Origin of the sequence: Sphingosinicella sp. CPCC 101087 (genome assembly GCF_004151485.1) — a bacterium.
Taxonomy (GTDB): domain Bacteria; phylum Pseudomonadota; class Alphaproteobacteria; order Sphingomonadales; family Sphingomonadaceae; genus Allosphingosinicella.
The window spans coordinates 25,153-38,826 of record NZ_SBFF01000014.1 but is presented as its reverse complement, the minus strand read 5'-3'; the positions used below and the strand labels follow the sequence as shown (position 1 = coordinate 38,826).

The 13,674-nt window shown below is 66.1% G+C and carries 13 protein-coding genes; 7 read left to right on the top strand and 6 right to left on the bottom strand.

The window, feature by feature from the left end:
* The first annotated feature begins 459 nt into the window (after nt 1-459).
* The 4 genes from EKM57_RS19570 to EKM57_RS19560 all read left to right on the top strand — a co-directional run bounded on the left by EKM57_RS19570 (nt 460) and on the right by EKM57_RS19560 (nt 3,061).
* Nucleotides 460-969: a hypothetical protein gene (locus EKM57_RS19570; protein ID WP_129794220.1), complete on the top strand. Its 510-nt coding sequence runs from the start codon at nt 460-462 to the stop codon at nt 967-969.
* A 120-nt stretch (nt 970-1,089) separates the two neighbouring features.
* A complete protein-coding gene (locus EKM57_RS22015; RefSeq protein ID WP_165357565.1) occupies nt 1,090-1,254 on the top strand; it encodes a hypothetical protein in 165 nt (54 codons plus the stop codon).
* Between the two features lie 138 nt (nt 1,255-1,392).
* A complete protein-coding gene (locus EKM57_RS19565) occupies nt 1,393-2,313 on the top strand; it encodes a nucleotidyltransferase and HEPN domain-containing protein (protein ID WP_129794219.1) in 921 nt (306 codons plus the stop codon).
* 502 nt (nt 2,314-2,815) lie between these two features.
* Complete coding sequence (locus tag EKM57_RS19560; protein ID WP_129794218.1) at nt 2,816-3,061, top strand: acyl carrier protein; 246 nt, start codon at nt 2,816-2,818, stop codon at nt 3,059-3,061.
* Between the two features lie 316 nt (nt 3,062-3,377).
* On the opposite strand, the gene EKM57_RS19555 is transcribed toward EKM57_RS19560, so the two are convergent.
* Nucleotides 3,378-3,947, bottom strand: a complete 570-nt coding sequence (locus tag EKM57_RS19555; protein ID WP_129794217.1) for a hypothetical protein — start codon at nt 3,945-3,947, stop codon at nt 3,378-3,380.
* 186 nt (nt 3,948-4,133) lie between these two features.
* Between EKM57_RS19555 and EKM57_RS19550 the strand changes: the two genes are divergently transcribed.
* Complete coding sequence (locus tag EKM57_RS19550) at nt 4,134-7,481, top strand: PAS domain-containing protein (protein ID WP_129794216.1); 3,348 nt, start codon at nt 4,134-4,136, stop codon at nt 7,479-7,481.
* Nucleotides 7,482-7,502: 21 nt separating this feature from the next.
* On the opposite strand, the gene EKM57_RS19545 is transcribed toward EKM57_RS19550, so the two are convergent.
* The 3 genes from EKM57_RS19545 to EKM57_RS19535 all read right to left on the bottom strand — a co-directional run bounded on the left by EKM57_RS19545 (nt 7,503) and on the right by EKM57_RS19535 (nt 10,237).
* Nucleotides 7,503-7,862 carry a DUF1622 domain-containing protein gene (locus EKM57_RS19545; RefSeq protein WP_206185510.1) on the bottom strand — a complete coding sequence of 120 codons (360 nt, stop codon included), beginning with the start codon at nt 7,860-7,862 and terminating at the stop codon, nt 7,503-7,505.
* A gap of 19 nt (nt 7,863-7,881) precedes the next feature.
* Nucleotides 7,882-8,388: a DUF421 domain-containing protein gene (locus EKM57_RS19540; RefSeq protein WP_129794215.1), complete on the bottom strand. Its 507-nt coding sequence runs from the start codon at nt 8,386-8,388 to the stop codon at nt 7,882-7,884.
* A 67-nt stretch (nt 8,389-8,455) separates the two neighbouring features.
* Nucleotides 8,456-10,237 carry a cation:proton antiporter gene (locus tag EKM57_RS19535; RefSeq protein ID WP_371414159.1) on the bottom strand — a complete coding sequence of 594 codons (1,782 nt, stop codon included), beginning with the start codon at nt 10,235-10,237 and terminating at the stop codon, nt 8,456-8,458.
* 133 nt (nt 10,238-10,370) lie between these two features.
* On the opposite strand from EKM57_RS19535, the gene EKM57_RS19530 reads away from it, so the two are divergent.
* Both EKM57_RS19530 and EKM57_RS19525 read left to right on the top strand, forming a co-directional pair.
* On the top strand, nt 10,371-11,210 hold the full coding sequence (locus tag EKM57_RS19530) for a TIGR02587 family membrane protein (RefSeq protein WP_129794214.1): 840 nt from the start codon (nt 10,371-10,373) through the stop codon (nt 11,208-11,210).
* 7 nt (nt 11,211-11,217) lie between these two features.
* Nucleotides 11,218-11,616 (top strand): hypothetical protein, encoded by a 399-nt coding sequence (locus tag EKM57_RS19525; RefSeq protein WP_129794213.1) that lies wholly within the window; start codon nt 11,218-11,220, stop codon nt 11,614-11,616.
* A gap of 46 nt (nt 11,617-11,662) precedes the next feature.
* Here the strand turns inward: EKM57_RS19525 and fghA are convergent, their stop codons facing one another.
* Together fghA and EKM57_RS19515 are read right to left on the bottom strand one after the other, a co-directional pair.
* Complete coding sequence (gene fghA / locus EKM57_RS19520) at nt 11,663-12,508, bottom strand: S-formylglutathione hydrolase (RefSeq protein ID WP_129794353.1); 846 nt, start codon at nt 12,506-12,508, stop codon at nt 11,663-11,665.
* Between the two features lie 2 nt (nt 12,509-12,510).
* Nucleotides 12,511-13,623, bottom strand: a complete 1,113-nt coding sequence (locus EKM57_RS19515; protein ID WP_129794212.1) for an S-(hydroxymethyl)glutathione dehydrogenase/class III alcohol dehydrogenase — start codon at nt 13,621-13,623, stop codon at nt 12,511-12,513.
* Nucleotides 13,624-13,674: the final 51 nt, after the last annotated feature.

The following is a 13,674-nucleotide window of genomic DNA, read 5'->3' as shown; positions in this document are numbered from 1 at the left end:
CCGCCGCCCGGGGATGCTTGTCTCCGATTTCGTCCGGAAGTCCGACGGGAGGCGAATGAAAGGTGCCGGAATGCCGAAAAAGGCGGAGTCTGCGTCGCCCGCGTTAAGCCTCCCGTAAGCGGGACGAGGGGATAATCGGTCGTCCTTCGGGAGACGTGCCCCATGTGCGAAGCCAGGGTCTTGAGACTGATCGGGATGATCGCGCCGCTCTATGCGCTGGCGGTGTTCCTGGGCATCCGCCTGGTGAACTGAGGTTCGACGCCGGCGGCGTCCCGACACCACTTTGGCCCTTCGGTGCCGCCCTGGCGTCGTTCAGGATGACCTACAGCCTGCATTCGTGTGGAGTCCGCTTGGGCCCCAGCCTTCGCTGGGGCGGCGATGGGGGCCGAGGCGACCCCCCCAATGAAGTTTACCCCTCCCCGGAAAAGGCCGGGGAGGAATTCCCGAAAGGAAGACATGATGACCGACACTGCCCAGGGCGCGAGCCCAGCAAAAGGTGGATTCGCGTCCACCGGCGAGGCGCTCTCGGCGGCCGCCTTGGCCTTCAAGGTCGAGCTCGGCCAGGAGGCGCCGCCCACGCGCCGCCGCGATGGAAGCGGGCGCTTCGCGGGTGACGCCGCACAAGGGATGCCGGATCGCGGTCCGGTACAGAACTACGCATCGGAGAGCGCCCCGGAGGATGAAGGGGTGCAGCCCGGCGCGGAGAGCCGGGACGAGGATGAGGAAGGCCACGAGGCATCCGCCTTCGCCGACGCTTCGGCGGACGAGTCCGCCGAGGCCGAGGACGAAGCGGACCAGCCCGCCGGAGCCGGCCTTTCCGACTCCTGGCCCACGGACAAAGCGCAGCTGTGGCAATCGCTCGATCCGGACGCCCGGCCTATATCCGCCAGCGGGACGCCGAGCAGAAAAGCGCAGTCAACGCCAAGTTCATGGAAGCGGCCAGCCGACCGTGCGCCATGCCAATTGTGAGGGTGCGTGGCTTCAGGTGTCGCGCGAGGATGAGAAGGCGATCTTTCGGGCCGCTAGTCTCGCCAGCAAGGCGGCAGACTATCTGCTCCCCTTCGCGGCGGCCGAGAGGGAAGCCACGAGATGAGCACTCCCGATTACGACCAGCAGGAGCTGCTCGAGCGCACGGGGGCTATCATGCGCCGCATGCTCCGGCTCACCCGCGAAATCTCCATGGGCCACCGGCTGGACGACATGCACTATGCCGAGATCGCCCGCCGCACCCGCCTCACCTCCAAAGAGGTCTAGCGCCACATCGCCCGCCGGTCCTCTATTTGGCCCGCGGCCGCACGGCGGGCTGCGGCCCTGGTGAACCTCAGTACTGGCCTCGCCGAGGATCGCCAGCGAGGCTGGCTTTGTTTGTCATGGAAGCTAGGATCGATGCCGATGCGAACTAACCTCGACCATCTACCCCCGGCCAAGCAGCGCGAGCTTGAGCGCGTGGTCCAGATCCTGTTCGAGGAGTTTGAGGACGCGATCGGGCTCGCTACTCAGGACTGGAAGAAGAAGGGCCGTATCCTCAAGGTCATACTCTACGGCTCCTATGCACGTGGCGGCTGGGTCGACGAACCGCACACCGCCAAGGGCTACCAATCGGATTTCGACCTGCTAATCATCGTCAACGACCGGCGGCTGGTCGACCGGGTGCAGTATTGGGCGAAAGCCGAGGACCGGCTGATCCGAGAGCTGGCGATCACGAAGACACTGCGCACCCCGGTCAACTTCATCGTGCACACGCTGCAGGAGGTGAATGACGGGCTGGCGCACGGGCGCTATTTCTTCATGGACGTCGCCCGCGAGGGGATCCCGCTTTACCAGAGCGACGATAGCGGGCTGCATACGCCCAAGCCGAAGACGGCGGAGCAGGCGCTCGCTATGGCTAAGGAGTACTGGGCAAAGTGGTTTCCAAGTGCGGACGCATTCCACGCCTCAGCGCAGTTCCTGATCGAGCGTGGCAACCATGCCGAGGCAGCGTTCAACCTCCACCAGGCAGCTGAGCGCCTCTACCACTGCGTTCTTCTCGTCTGCACCTTCTACACGCCGCACGTGCATAACCTCGCATTCTTACGGACGCAGGCTGAGCGGATCGACCGGCGGCTGGTCTACGTCTGGCCGAACGACGGCCGCCGCGAGCGCGCCATGTTCGAAAAGCTGAAGGAAGCCTACGTCAAGGCGCGCTATTCGAAGCACTACCGGATCAGCGAGGAGGAGCTAGCCTGGCTCGGTGAGCGGGTCGAGGAGCTTGGGCGCGTCATTCACGCTGTATGTTCGGAGCGGATCGAGCTGCTGGAGAAGGCGGCTGCCTGACTGCTCTGCGGTCGCCGCGCGACAACGTCGGCTGGGGCGGGCGGATCCGGATTTGAGAAACAGTCACTCGGCACCGTTGTTGCAAAACTGACCGTCAGCATGCAGTTCAGGTGCCGAAATTCTATAATAAGTCGTGGGCTCCGCAATCCGCACGCTGCGCTTAGGGCACTTCACAACATTCGGCCGAAAGAGGCTCGATGAACTCCTTCTTGGTTGATCCACGCTCGAGAGCGCGTCTGTCAGAACGGGTCGCCATCGTTATCAGGGAAGTCTTCATCCCATTCGCGCCCAACATTCGACCAGCCTGCTTCATCACTGCCGTAATCCTCGGAGCTCCAGCGCTGGATCCGGCGCTAGCAGGGAGCGCGTCGCTGAACCGCGCAAACGCGGCCATGCGGTCGAGCCACGGGCGGCGGGCGAAATCTTCACCTCGCGCCGAATCGGCTTGACGCCGGCGCGGCGGTGGCGTTGCCTATGCTGCAACGCAGCATTGGGATTGTGTATGGAGGAGGCCGACGCCCGCGCACTGATCCCCGAGGAGTTGGCCGTCGGGGTCGAGCGCGTCGTCGATGCGGCGGCGTTCCAGGACGATCTCGGCGCCGATTCCCTCGACCTAGTCGAGCTCACCATGCGGTTCGAGGAAGCGTTCGATATCACCATATCTGAGGAAGAAGCGATCGGCTGCGCCACGGTGGCGGACGCGCTGGGGCTTCTTCGCGGCAAGACGTCACTGGAGTGGGCGGCCTGATTCGGCGGCCGACCGCAAGACGTCGGAAAATCCGCGTGCCGAATGGCCGGTACCGGCACCGGGAGCGGGGGAGGAACTGACCGGCTGTCTTCTGGAGGACGGGGAGGAAGTTCATGTCGGCCGATGACCGGGATTATCATCAGCGACGTGCGGAGGAGGAGGTGGTGGTGGAGCGGGCGAGAAGCGCTACCGACTCGCATGTCGTCGCGAGGCGAGGCATCGACGGCGATGGCGGACCCCGATTTCATGCAGCCCAGGAACCCGGCACCTCCGGCGGCAATCGTCGCCGAGCTGCGCCGCTTAAGCATCCCGGCGATCAGCGCGGGACCTCGATCGTCGGGCCGAGATTGGCCATCACTCGGCGGGCGTCAAAACTGTTCGGATCGCCCGGGCGGGACCCGCGGAACATGACGATCTCGGCAAAAGCCTCGTAGCGCTCGACCTGCCGGACATCCACGTCGTTGGCCCAGAACGGATCGTTCAGCCACGGATCCCAGGATCGCCAGCCGAACGGACGGCCGTACCAGCGCCAATAGGGCCGCCAGAAATGGTAAGGGCTCGGGCCGACCGGAACCACCCGCGTATCGACGTCGCGCTCGGTCTCGCGCTGGACAACGGTGAAGCCGTCATAACCCTGCTCCACCGTCAGCTCCGCCGCGCGAAAGAGCAGATAGTTCTCGACCCGCTCGCGCGACGTCAGCGAATTGCCGGTGAACGAGACGCGGAAGCGATTTGCCTCGATGCGCTGCTCGGCGTAGCCGCCGGCGCCGTGGCCTGAGCCGATCGGCTGATAGGGGGTGGGTGTGGCGCAGGCGGCGGCGAGCAGGACCGTGGCGAGCGCGGCCGCGAAAGCGGGCCGGCGAAGGGAGTTTTCGATTCTGTCCATGAGCACCTCCTGCTTGGAAGCGCATGGCGTGCGCCCTCGCCCGAAAAACGTGCCGGGCCCGGCGCCGTTCCGGTGCATATCCGGATTGCCGGGCCCTCCAGTCCAGGGAGAGCGCAACCCCTTCTTAACGCGGCCGTAACCGGCGCGGGGCGACAAAGCGGTTCATCGGCTTCACGGTACGCATCGGTGCAAGAGAGCGAAAAACAGGCCCTGCCGAATCGTGCCGTCGCCGGCCCGAAGGTCGATCGCGCGCGAGGAAGCAGCGGAATCGACGAACCCAGCGCCACCGGGACGGCGGAGGGGCCGGCGGGGCTGTCCGCCCTTGTCAGCCAGCTGCCTGGCATCGTCTATCGCTGCGAGGCCAAGCTTCCCTGGAGGATGTGCTATATCAGCGACGCGGTCGAGGCGATCACCGGCTATCCGCCGGAAGACTTCCTCGCGCAGCGGCTGTTCTGGGCGGACCTCGTCCATCCGGACGATCTCTCCGGCATTGCCGACAAGCTGGGTGCCGACACGGCGGCGGGCGAGCGATTCTCGCTCGACTACCGGATCCGGCATCGCGACGGCGGGACACGCTGGGTCGCCGAGCAGGGCGTCGTCGTCGAGCGAGGACCGGAAGGGATGGTGCTGGAAGGCTTCATCCAGGACAGGACCGAGGCCCGCCTTATCGAAAGCGCGTTGCGCACCGGCAAGGCTCGGCTTTCCACCGTCTTCGACCAGGCGCTGGTCGGTATCCTCCATCGCGACCGAAGCGGCCGGACTATCCAGGTCAATCGCGGCCTGTGCAGCATTCTGGGGCGCAGCGCGCAGGAACTGGTGCGACTGCCAATCTCTCAGCTCTGGCATCCCGACGACGCCGAGAAGGCGGCGCGCATGCATGATCAGCATGCCAAATATGGGACGCCTTATTCCACCGAACGGCGTTACCTGCGCCCCGACGGTTCGGTGGTCTGGTGCGACATCCAGGTCTCGTTCGTCCGGGGGGACGACGGCGAGATCGATTCCTCGATCGTTGTCGTGGTGGACACGACGCGCCGCCGCCAGGTGGACGAGCAGCGCATCCGCGCGCTCGACATGCTTCGCATGGCGCTGCAGGGCGCCGAAGCCGGGACGTTCGAGCTCAGCCTCGAGGATTATTCGGTGCGGCTGTCGCCCGAGGCCGTGCGGATCTACGGCCTGCCCGACAGCCATGACGGCAAGCTGACGCACCGCGACTGGCTCGAGCTGGTCAATCCGGAGGACGCGGCCAGGCCGCCGCTATTGTTTGCGGACGCGGGATCGGCGCCGGCACCGCGCGCGTTCGAGTTCCGGCTGCGCGAGCAGAATGGAACGGTTCGCTGGCTGCGGACGCTCAGCCACCCCGTCCCGGCGGATTCGGGTGAGTCGCCGCGCGTCGTCGGCCTCGTCTTCGACGACACCGAGCGCAAGGAAGCCGAGCAGAAGCTCCAGGCCAGCGAAGCCCATTTGCGCCTGGTGCAGGAGGCCGCGCATATCGGCAGCTACCATGTCGGGCCGGACCTGGTGACGATCGGCTCCCGCCAATATTACCGCAATCTCGGCCTGTCCGAGGAGACGCGGGAGCTCCCCGAGGAGGCCTATCTCGCGCTGATTCACCCCGAGGATCGCCAACGGGTTGCCGCCGAGAGCCGAGCCGCCACGAGCTCGTGCGACGAATCGCTGGAGATGGAGTTCCGGGTCATTCGGGCGAGCGACGGCGAGGTCCGGTGGATGCTGAATCGCACCCGCTACCTGCGCGACGGCTCCGGGCGCATGGTGGGTGCGCTCGGCGCCCACATGGACATCACCGAGCGGCGGCAGGCCGAGGAAGCGGCGCGCGCCGGCGAGGCGCTCAATCTCAGCATCATCGAAGCGAGCGCCGACGGAATCACGCTGCTCGACGCGAACGGTCGGACGACCTTCATGAACCGCCACGGCCTCGCCGCGGCCGGCGTGGAAGACTTTGCCAGCCTCGAAGGCCGGCCTTGGGCGGATTGCTGGCCGGTGCAGGTGCAGGCATCGCTGAAGGCCGCGGTTGCCCAGGCCCAGGAAGGCGGCGTCGGCCGATTCACCGGCTGCAACCGGGCGACCGACGGCAGCGAAAAGTGGTGGGACGTCGCGGTGACGCCGGTGCGCGGCGATTCGGGAGCGCCGACCGCTCTGCTCGCCATCTCGCGCGACGTGACCGAGCAGCGGCGCAGCGCCGAGCGCGCCCGCTGGGCCGCCGGCCACGACGCGATGACCGGGTTGCCAAATCGCCGCTTCTTTCAGGAGCAGCTTCAGGAGGCGCTTCGGCAGGCGCGCGCCGATGGTGAGCGCGTCGGGCTGCTGATCCTCGATATCGATCACTTCAAGGAAGTGAATGACGAGCGCGGCCACGATGCCGGCGACGCCTTGCTGCGCGTCTTCGCCGAGCGGCTGCGCAAGGCTGTCAACCCGGCCGACACGGTCGCCCGGCTGGGCGGCGACGAGTTCGCGGTCATCCTTCGTCAGATCGACGGGGCCGATGCGCCGGCGGCGGTGCTGACGCCGATCCTGCAGGCGCTGCAGGAGCCGTTCAACTATCTCGGCCATTCGCTCGATTGCCGGGCCAGCGTCGGCGCGGCGCTCTTCCCCGATCAAGGCGGTTCGCCGGACGAGTTGATGAAGAATGCCGATCTGGCGCTTTATTCCGCGAAGCTGTCGCGCCGCGGCGGCATCACCATGTTCGCGCCGGCGATGCGTTCCGAGCTGCAGGACCGGCTGTCGATGCTGAACCTGGCGCGAGACGCTCTCCGGGAAGACCTGATCCTTCCCTTCTACCAGCCCCAGGTCGACCTGCGCACCGGCGCGGTCTCCGGGTTCGAGGCGCTGCTGCGGTGGCGCCACCCCGCGCGCGGAATTCAGATGCCGGCCACGATTGCCGAGGCCTTCGGCGACGTCGCGCTCGCGCGCCAGGTCGGCGAGCGGATGCAGGAGCAGGTCTTTGCGGACATGCGGCGCTGGCTCGACGGCGGCAAGCCGTTCGGACGGGTATCGATCAACACGTCGGCTGCGGAATTCAGGAATGACGACTTCGCCGAGTCATTGCTCGCCCGGCTGACGAAGGCGCGAATCCCGCACGAGCATGTCGAGGTCGAGATCACCGAAAAGACCATCTTCCAGGGCAAGAATTCGGAATATGTGGCGCGCGCGCTACGCGTGCTGCGCGCCAGCCGGGTGCGCGTCGCGCTCGACGACTTCGGGACCGGCTTCTCCTCGCTGTCGCACCTGAAGGAGTTCGCGGTCGACGCGCTGAAGATCGATCAGTCGTTCATCCGCGGGCTCGGCGCGACCCCGGATTCGGATGACACGGCAATCGTCCTGGCCGTTCTCAATCTCGGGCGAAGCCTGAATATCGAGGTCGTGGCCGAAGGCGTGGAGACAGTTCGGCAGGCGGACTTCCTGCGCGCCAACGGCTGCAACACCGGCCAGGGATTCCTGTTCGGAAAGGCGATGCCGGCGGAGGAGGTATCCGCCTTGCTCGAGACACCGGCGGCGCGGGCCGCTTCGCTCTGAGCCGGCGCGAGAAGGCGGGCGCTAAGCCCCACGCGCATTGCGCTCCCATGGCCAGCGTCCCTCTATCTCCACTTCGAGCGAGAAACTGAGGAAGGTGCGGATCAGCACGATGACGGCCAGCACGACGACGCTCTCCAGGCTTGGCTCGATCGCCACCGTGTTGATGATGTCCGCCGCAACCAGCAGTTCGAGTCCGAGGAGAATGGATCGGCCGAGATTGGATCTCAGGGAGCGATAGGCGTCGCCCGGCGGATTTCGTAGGGCCGCCTGGACGAACAGGCCCGCGGAGACGAGCGCCCCGCCGATGATGACGAGAATTCCGGCCAACTCCACCGCCACGGTGATGGCATCGATGATTCCAGCCATGCCCGTTTCGCTCATCGCCTTCCTTTCTGCTTTTTCACGACGCCACAGAGCGCAGGGCGGTAAGCTCGCCTTCGCCCCCAGCCGGGATGACGCTGAGGCTGCCGTCCGTCTCGAGCACGACGGCGGCGACGTCTTCGATCCGCCCGATCCCGCTATTGCGGATGGCGGCCTCGAGCTCGCCTCGGGTGATTCGCTCGCGCGCCATGGCCTCCGTCAGGCAGCGGCCCTCGCGCACCAGCAGCCGGGGCGTCGAGCGGATGATCCTGCCGAAGCGGGCGGAACGCACCGAGGCCTTGGCGACGAAGAATTGAAGCAAAGCGAGGGAGATGAGGGCAGCCAGCCCGTCCGCGAGGGGGATGTCGGACGTGAGGATGATGCTCGAAAGCGCGGAGCCGAATGCCACCGTCACGGCGAGATCGAAGGCATTGAGCTTTGCCAATGATCGTTTGCCGGCGAGACGCAGCACGATGATCAGCGCGGTATAAGCCAGCAGGGCCATGACGACGACCCGAGCGACGGATTCCAGGCTCTCGAACAGCATGACGGGGCAAACCGCGGGGCGCCCCGCGGTTCCCCGCGCGCCCAATCTGCACCGGGCCGGGGGACGATCAGCGTTCCGGAGGGCCGTAGGTGATCAGCACGTCCCCCGCTTCCGCGGACGGACTGGAATCGGCTGCGAAAAAGCGCAGCCGGCCGTCGGGCTTGTATATCGCGGCCATCATCGTCCCGGCCGGCATGCGCTCTCGCTTGTCGGCGAGACTGAACTGTTCGGTGATAGGCGTGCGGCGGAATTGCCAGCCTTCGTCCTGCCGCGCGAGGAGGGCATCGATCGAGCCGTCTTCGCCGAACAGGACCCGGCCGCGATCGTGTAGCGGCGGATGGTCCCTGTCGACGCCGATCTGCGCAACCGCATGATAGCCCATTTCCGGACCCAGGTCGGTACAGATGAGGGCGTTTCGGGTGGGGCTTTCGGTGGCCGCGATCAGATGCTGGTAATCCGACAGCTCAAGATGGTCCTGGGTGACTTCGTTCAATATGTCGCCCTGATAGGTTTCGAGACCCGCACGGGCCGCCGGACGAAGCGCCAGCCGGCTGGTATCGGCAACGGTGACTGGGACTCCAAGCTCCTTCAGGAAGGTGCCCAGCGCGACCGTCCAACCGTTAGCGCCGACCAGCAGCACGCCAAGCCCCGGACCCCTGTCCAATCCGAGCCGGCGCGCGAGGGTCTGCGCCGTGAAGCCGTGCGCGACGATAGTGGCGATCACGACGGCGAACGACAGCGGCACCAGCGCTTCGGTGCCCTCGACCCCGAGCTCGAACAGCCGGAAAGCGAACAGGCCCGTAATCGCGACCGCCACGACACCCCGCGGCGCGATCCAGGCGATGAACAGCCGCTCGTTCCAGGGCAGCCGCGTGAAGAGCAGACTGACCATGACGGTGACGGGTCGGACGACGAACAGGAGCAGGGCCAGGAAGAGAAGGAAACGAAGCTCGAAGGCGCGCATCGTCTCCCAATCCAGGGTCGCCGGGAGCAGGATGAATACGCCGGAGACGAGCAGGACGCCGAGATCCTCCTTGAACCGGCGCAGCGAGGCGAACGCATAGACCTGTCGGTTTGCGACGACGATGCCCATCACCGTGACCGTCACCAGGCCGGTTTCGTGATACATGATGTCAGCCGCCACGAAGCCGCCGATCACGGTGACGAGCAGGACGGGCGCCTTCAGGAATTCCGGCACGTAGCCGCGCGGAAACAGCCAAGTTACGAGGAAAGCGAGACCGGCGCCCAACAAAGCGGCGGCGGCCGTCGCGAGCACGACTTCGATCGCGATGTCGGCCATGCTGACGCTCTCACCGGTATAGGTGATCCATGCGAAGATGAAGACGGCGAGCAGAGCGCCGATTGGGTCGTTGACGATACCTTCCCATTTGAGGATCTGTGCGGGACGTCGACCGATATTGAGGCTGCGCAGCATCGGGCCGATCACTGTAGGACCGGTGACGACCATGATTCCGCCGAACAAGGCGGCGAGCGGCAGCGGCAGTCCCGCGCCGTAATAAGCGGCCGCGGTGCCGAGCGCCCACCCGACCGGAACGCCCACCAGTACGAGCATCAGGACGGCGACGCCGCTGTGCTTCAGTTCGCGGAAGTTGAGGCTGAGGCCGCCGTCGAACAGGATGACGGCGACCGCCAGCTTGACGATCGGCTCCATAAGCGCGCCGAAGTCACGCTCCGGGACGATGATTCCCGTGACCGGCCCGGCGATCAGGCCCGCGATCATCATCAGCGCAATAGCCGGCTTTCCCGTCCGCCAGGCGATCCATTGAGCGCCGATGCCGAGAAGGCCGATCAGCGCGATCTTCACCATCAGGGAGTCGATGAAATCCACGATTCGGCGCTAGCGGCGGGTGGCCCGCTTTTCCAGCCGCGGCGTGCCTCGACCGCCCGGCGGCTATTCGCGGGGAACCTGCGTTCGATGGCGACCGTTTCCAGGCCGTAACGTCGACGAAGGAGTATGGCCGGTGTCCACTTCCACGGTCCGGGGGATCGGACGTGAGGACAGGCTCTATGCCGTCGGGCTGGCGCGGGCCTTTGCGGGCGCGGTGATCTTCAGCTTGCCGTTGCTGATGACGATGGAAATGTGGTGGTTCGGATTCTATCTCGACCGGATCCGACTGCTGGTCTTCGCGCTCGCCAATTTCGTCGTCCTGGTCGGCCTGTCGCGCGTCGCCGGTTTCCAGGAGACCCATAGCCGGCTCGAGGACGTGCTCGATGCCTTTGCCGCTTATGCCGTCGCCGTGGTCGCATCGGCCGCGGTGCTCCTCCTGATCGGCGTGGTCGAGTTCGGCATGCCTGCGAGCGAGGTCACCGGGAAAATTGCAGTCCAGGCCGTTCCGGCCAGCTTCGGGGCCATGATCGCCAACAAGACGCTGGGCCAGGCGGAGGAGGAGAAGGGGACGGAAAGGTGGCGCGGCACCTATCGAGGCCAGCTTTTTCTCATGCTCGCCGGCGCCCTGTTCCTGTCCTTCAATGTCGCGCCGACCGAGGAGATGGTGCTGATCGCCTATCGCATGACGCCTTGGCATGGGGTCGCCATGGTCCTGCTGTCGATCCTGCTGCTCGACCTCCTGGTCTATGCGGTCGGCTTCTCGGGCCAGAAAGAACGCGGAGCCGGGGGCTTCGTGGCGGTCCTGATGCACTACACGCTGGCGGGCTACGCGATCGTGGTCGCGGTCAGCCTTTTCGTTCTGTGGACGTTCGGACGCACCCAGGGAGCCGGGTTGCCGCAGATAGCGATGATGGTAGCAGTGCTTGCCTTTCCCGGATCGATCGGCGCAGCCATCGCCCGGCTGGTCGTGTAGGACGGACATGGCCGACAGAAAGCGCCCCGCGGCAACGTCTTTGCTCGAATGGCTGATGGCGGCCGTCGGCGCCCTTGTCGCGCTGGGCCTGCTCGGCTTCATCGGCTGGGAAGCGGCAACTGGCGCGAACGAGGGCCCGTCCGTCCTCGTCGCCCAGACGGAGCGGCTTGTGCCGGCGGGTGACGGGTTTGTCGCGGAAGTGGGCGTGAGAAACCTCTCCGACAGCACCGCGGCGGCCGTTCAGGTGGAAGGCGCACTGAAGCAGGGAGATGTGGCCGTCGAGACGAGCCGGGCGACGATCGATTATATACCCGGCCGCGGCGATCGGAAAATCGGCCTGCTGTTCACGCGCGACCCGGCGACTTTCCCGCTTGAGGTGCGTGTCACCGGATATCAGGAGCCCTGACCTCCGGCCGTCCTGTCGCGTCGGTCGGCACCGACATCATGGCGCTTCAGTCCGCCGCCAGCCGCTCGGCGTGCCAGCGAAGATGGTCGGCCATGAACGTCGAAATGAAATAGTAACTGTGATCATAGCCGGGATGCATCCGCAGCCTGAGCTCTATGCCCGCCTGCATGCAGGCACGCTCCAGCCGCTCCGGCTGCAGCTGCTGCGCGAGAAAGTTGTCGGCTTCGCCCTGGTCCACGAGCAGCTCGGGCACGCGCGCGCCGTCTTCGATCAAGGCGACCGCATCATGGCTGCGCCACTTCGCGCGATCGGAGCCGAGATAGCGGCCGAGCGCCTTCTCCCCCCAAGGTACCTGGCTCGGCGCGACGATCGGCGCGAAGGCGGAGATGCTGCGGTAGCGGCCGGGATGCCGGAGTGCGAGGGTGAGCGCGCCATGGCCGCCCATCGAATGCCCGGTGATTGCCTGGCGCGCCATGTCGGCCGGGAACTCGGCAGCGACGATCTCCGGCAGTTCGGCGATGATATAGCTTTCCATCCGGAAGTTCGCGGCGAAGGGCGGCTCCGTCGCGTCGACATAGAAGCCCGCGCCCTGACCGAAATCATAGGCTTCGTCGTCCGGCACGTCCGGCCCGCGCGGCGACGTGTCCGGTGCCACGAAGATCAGGCCGAGCTCGGCGCAGGCGCGCCGAAACTCGCCTTTCTCTGTGACGTTGGCATGGGTGCAGGTAAGGCCGGACAGGTACCAGACGACCGGACAGTTCGTGCCGCCCTGCGCCTGTGGCGGCAGGTAGATCGAAAAGGTCATCGGCGTGCCGGTCTCGCGACTGTCGTGGCGCACGACATGCTGCGTCCCGCCATGGGCGCGGGTGACGGAGACCGTATCGAGATTCATGCTCAATAGACCACGACGCTCCTGATGCTTTCGCCTGCATGCATCAGGTCGAAGGCCTTGTTGATGTCTTCCAGCGGCATCGTATGCGTGATCAGTGGATCGATCTCGATCTTGCCATCCATGTACCAGTCGACGATCCGCGGCACGTCGGTGCGGCCACGCGCGCCGCCGAAGGCTGAACCCTTCCAGACCCGGCCGGTGACGAGCTGGAACGGACGGGTCGAGATTTCGCGGCCCGCTTCGGCGACGCCGATGATGGTCGAGACGCCCCAGCCGCGATGGCAGCATTCGAGCGCCGCGCGCATCACGTCGGTATTGCCGGTGCAGTCGAAGCTGTAGTCGGCGCCGCCGTCGGTCACGTCGAGGATCGCCTGGACGAGCTTGTCCTGGCCCACCTCGTTCGGATTGATGAAGTGGGTCATGCCGAATTGCTCGGCCATCGCTCTCTTCCCGGGATTGACGTCGATGCCGACGATCCTGTCGGCCCCGACCATCTTCGCGCCCTGGATGACGTTGAGCCCGATGCCGCCAAGGCCGAAGACGACGACGTTCGAGCCAGGCTCGACGCCGGCCGTCCAGATCACCGCGCCGACGCCGGTCGTGACCCCGCAGCCGATATAGCAGATCTTGTCGAACGGCGCGTCGGAGCGGACCTTCGCGACGGCGATCTCTGGCATGACGGTGAAGTTGGAGAAGGTCGAGCAGCCCATATAGTGGTAGATGGTCTCGCCGCCGAGCCGGAAGCGGCTGGTGCCGTCTGGCATGACGCCCTTGCCCTGGGTCGCGCGGATCTGGGTGCACAGGTTGGTCTTGCGCGACAGGCAGCTTTTGCACTGCCGGCATTCCGGCGTGTAGAGCGGGATGACATGGTCGCCGACCGCCACCGAGGTGACGCCGGGGCCGACCTCGCGGACGATGCCGGCGCCCTCATGGCCGAGGATCGAGGGAAAGATGCCCTCGCTGTCCTTGCCCTCGAGCGTATAGGCGTCGGTGTGGCAGACACCGGTCGCCATGATCTCGACCAGGACCTCGCCCGCCTTCGGCCCGTCGAGGTCGACCTCGTGAATCTCCAGCGGCTGGTTGGGGGCGACGGCGATCGCGGCTCTCGTCTTCATGGCATCTCCTCCGTTCCGGTCCGACTAGGTCCGCGCCTTCGGCGAGGCAAG

Bases quoted from the DNA above. Each gene is read 5' to 3' on its own strand.
- EKM57_RS19570 (WP_129794220.1), top strand. From the start codon at position 460: ATGACCGACACTGCCCAGGGCGCGAGCCCAGCAAAAGGTGGATTCGCG.
- EKM57_RS22015 (WP_165357565.1), top strand. From the start codon at position 1,090: ATGAGCACTCCCGATTACGACCAGCAGGAGCTGCTCGAGCGCACGGGG.
- EKM57_RS19565 (WP_129794219.1), top strand. From the start codon at position 1,393: ATGCGAACTAACCTCGACCATCTACCCCCGGCCAAGCAGCGCGAGCTT.
- EKM57_RS19560 (WP_129794218.1), top strand. From the start codon at position 2,816: ATGGAGGAGGCCGACGCCCGCGCACTGATCCCCGAGGAGTTGGCCGTC.
- EKM57_RS19555 (WP_129794217.1), bottom strand. From the start codon at position 3,947: ATGGACAGAATCGAAAACTCCCTTCGCCGGCCCGCTTTCGCGGCCGCG.
- EKM57_RS19545 (WP_206185510.1), bottom strand. From the start codon at position 7,862: ATGAGCGAAACGGGCATGGCTGGAATCATCGATGCCATCACCGTGGCG.
- EKM57_RS19540 (WP_129794215.1), bottom strand. From the start codon at position 8,388: ATGCTGTTCGAGAGCCTGGAATCCGTCGCTCGGGTCGTCGTCATGGCC.
- EKM57_RS19525 (WP_129794213.1), top strand. From the start codon at position 11,218: ATGGCCGACAGAAAGCGCCCCGCGGCAACGTCTTTGCTCGAATGGCTG.
- fghA (WP_129794353.1), bottom strand. From the start codon at position 12,508: ATGAATCTCGATACGGTCTCCGTCACCCGCGCCCATGGCGGGACGCAG.
- EKM57_RS19515 (WP_129794212.1), bottom strand. From the start codon at position 13,623: ATGAAGACGAGAGCCGCGATCGCCGTCGCCCCCAACCAGCCGCTGGAG.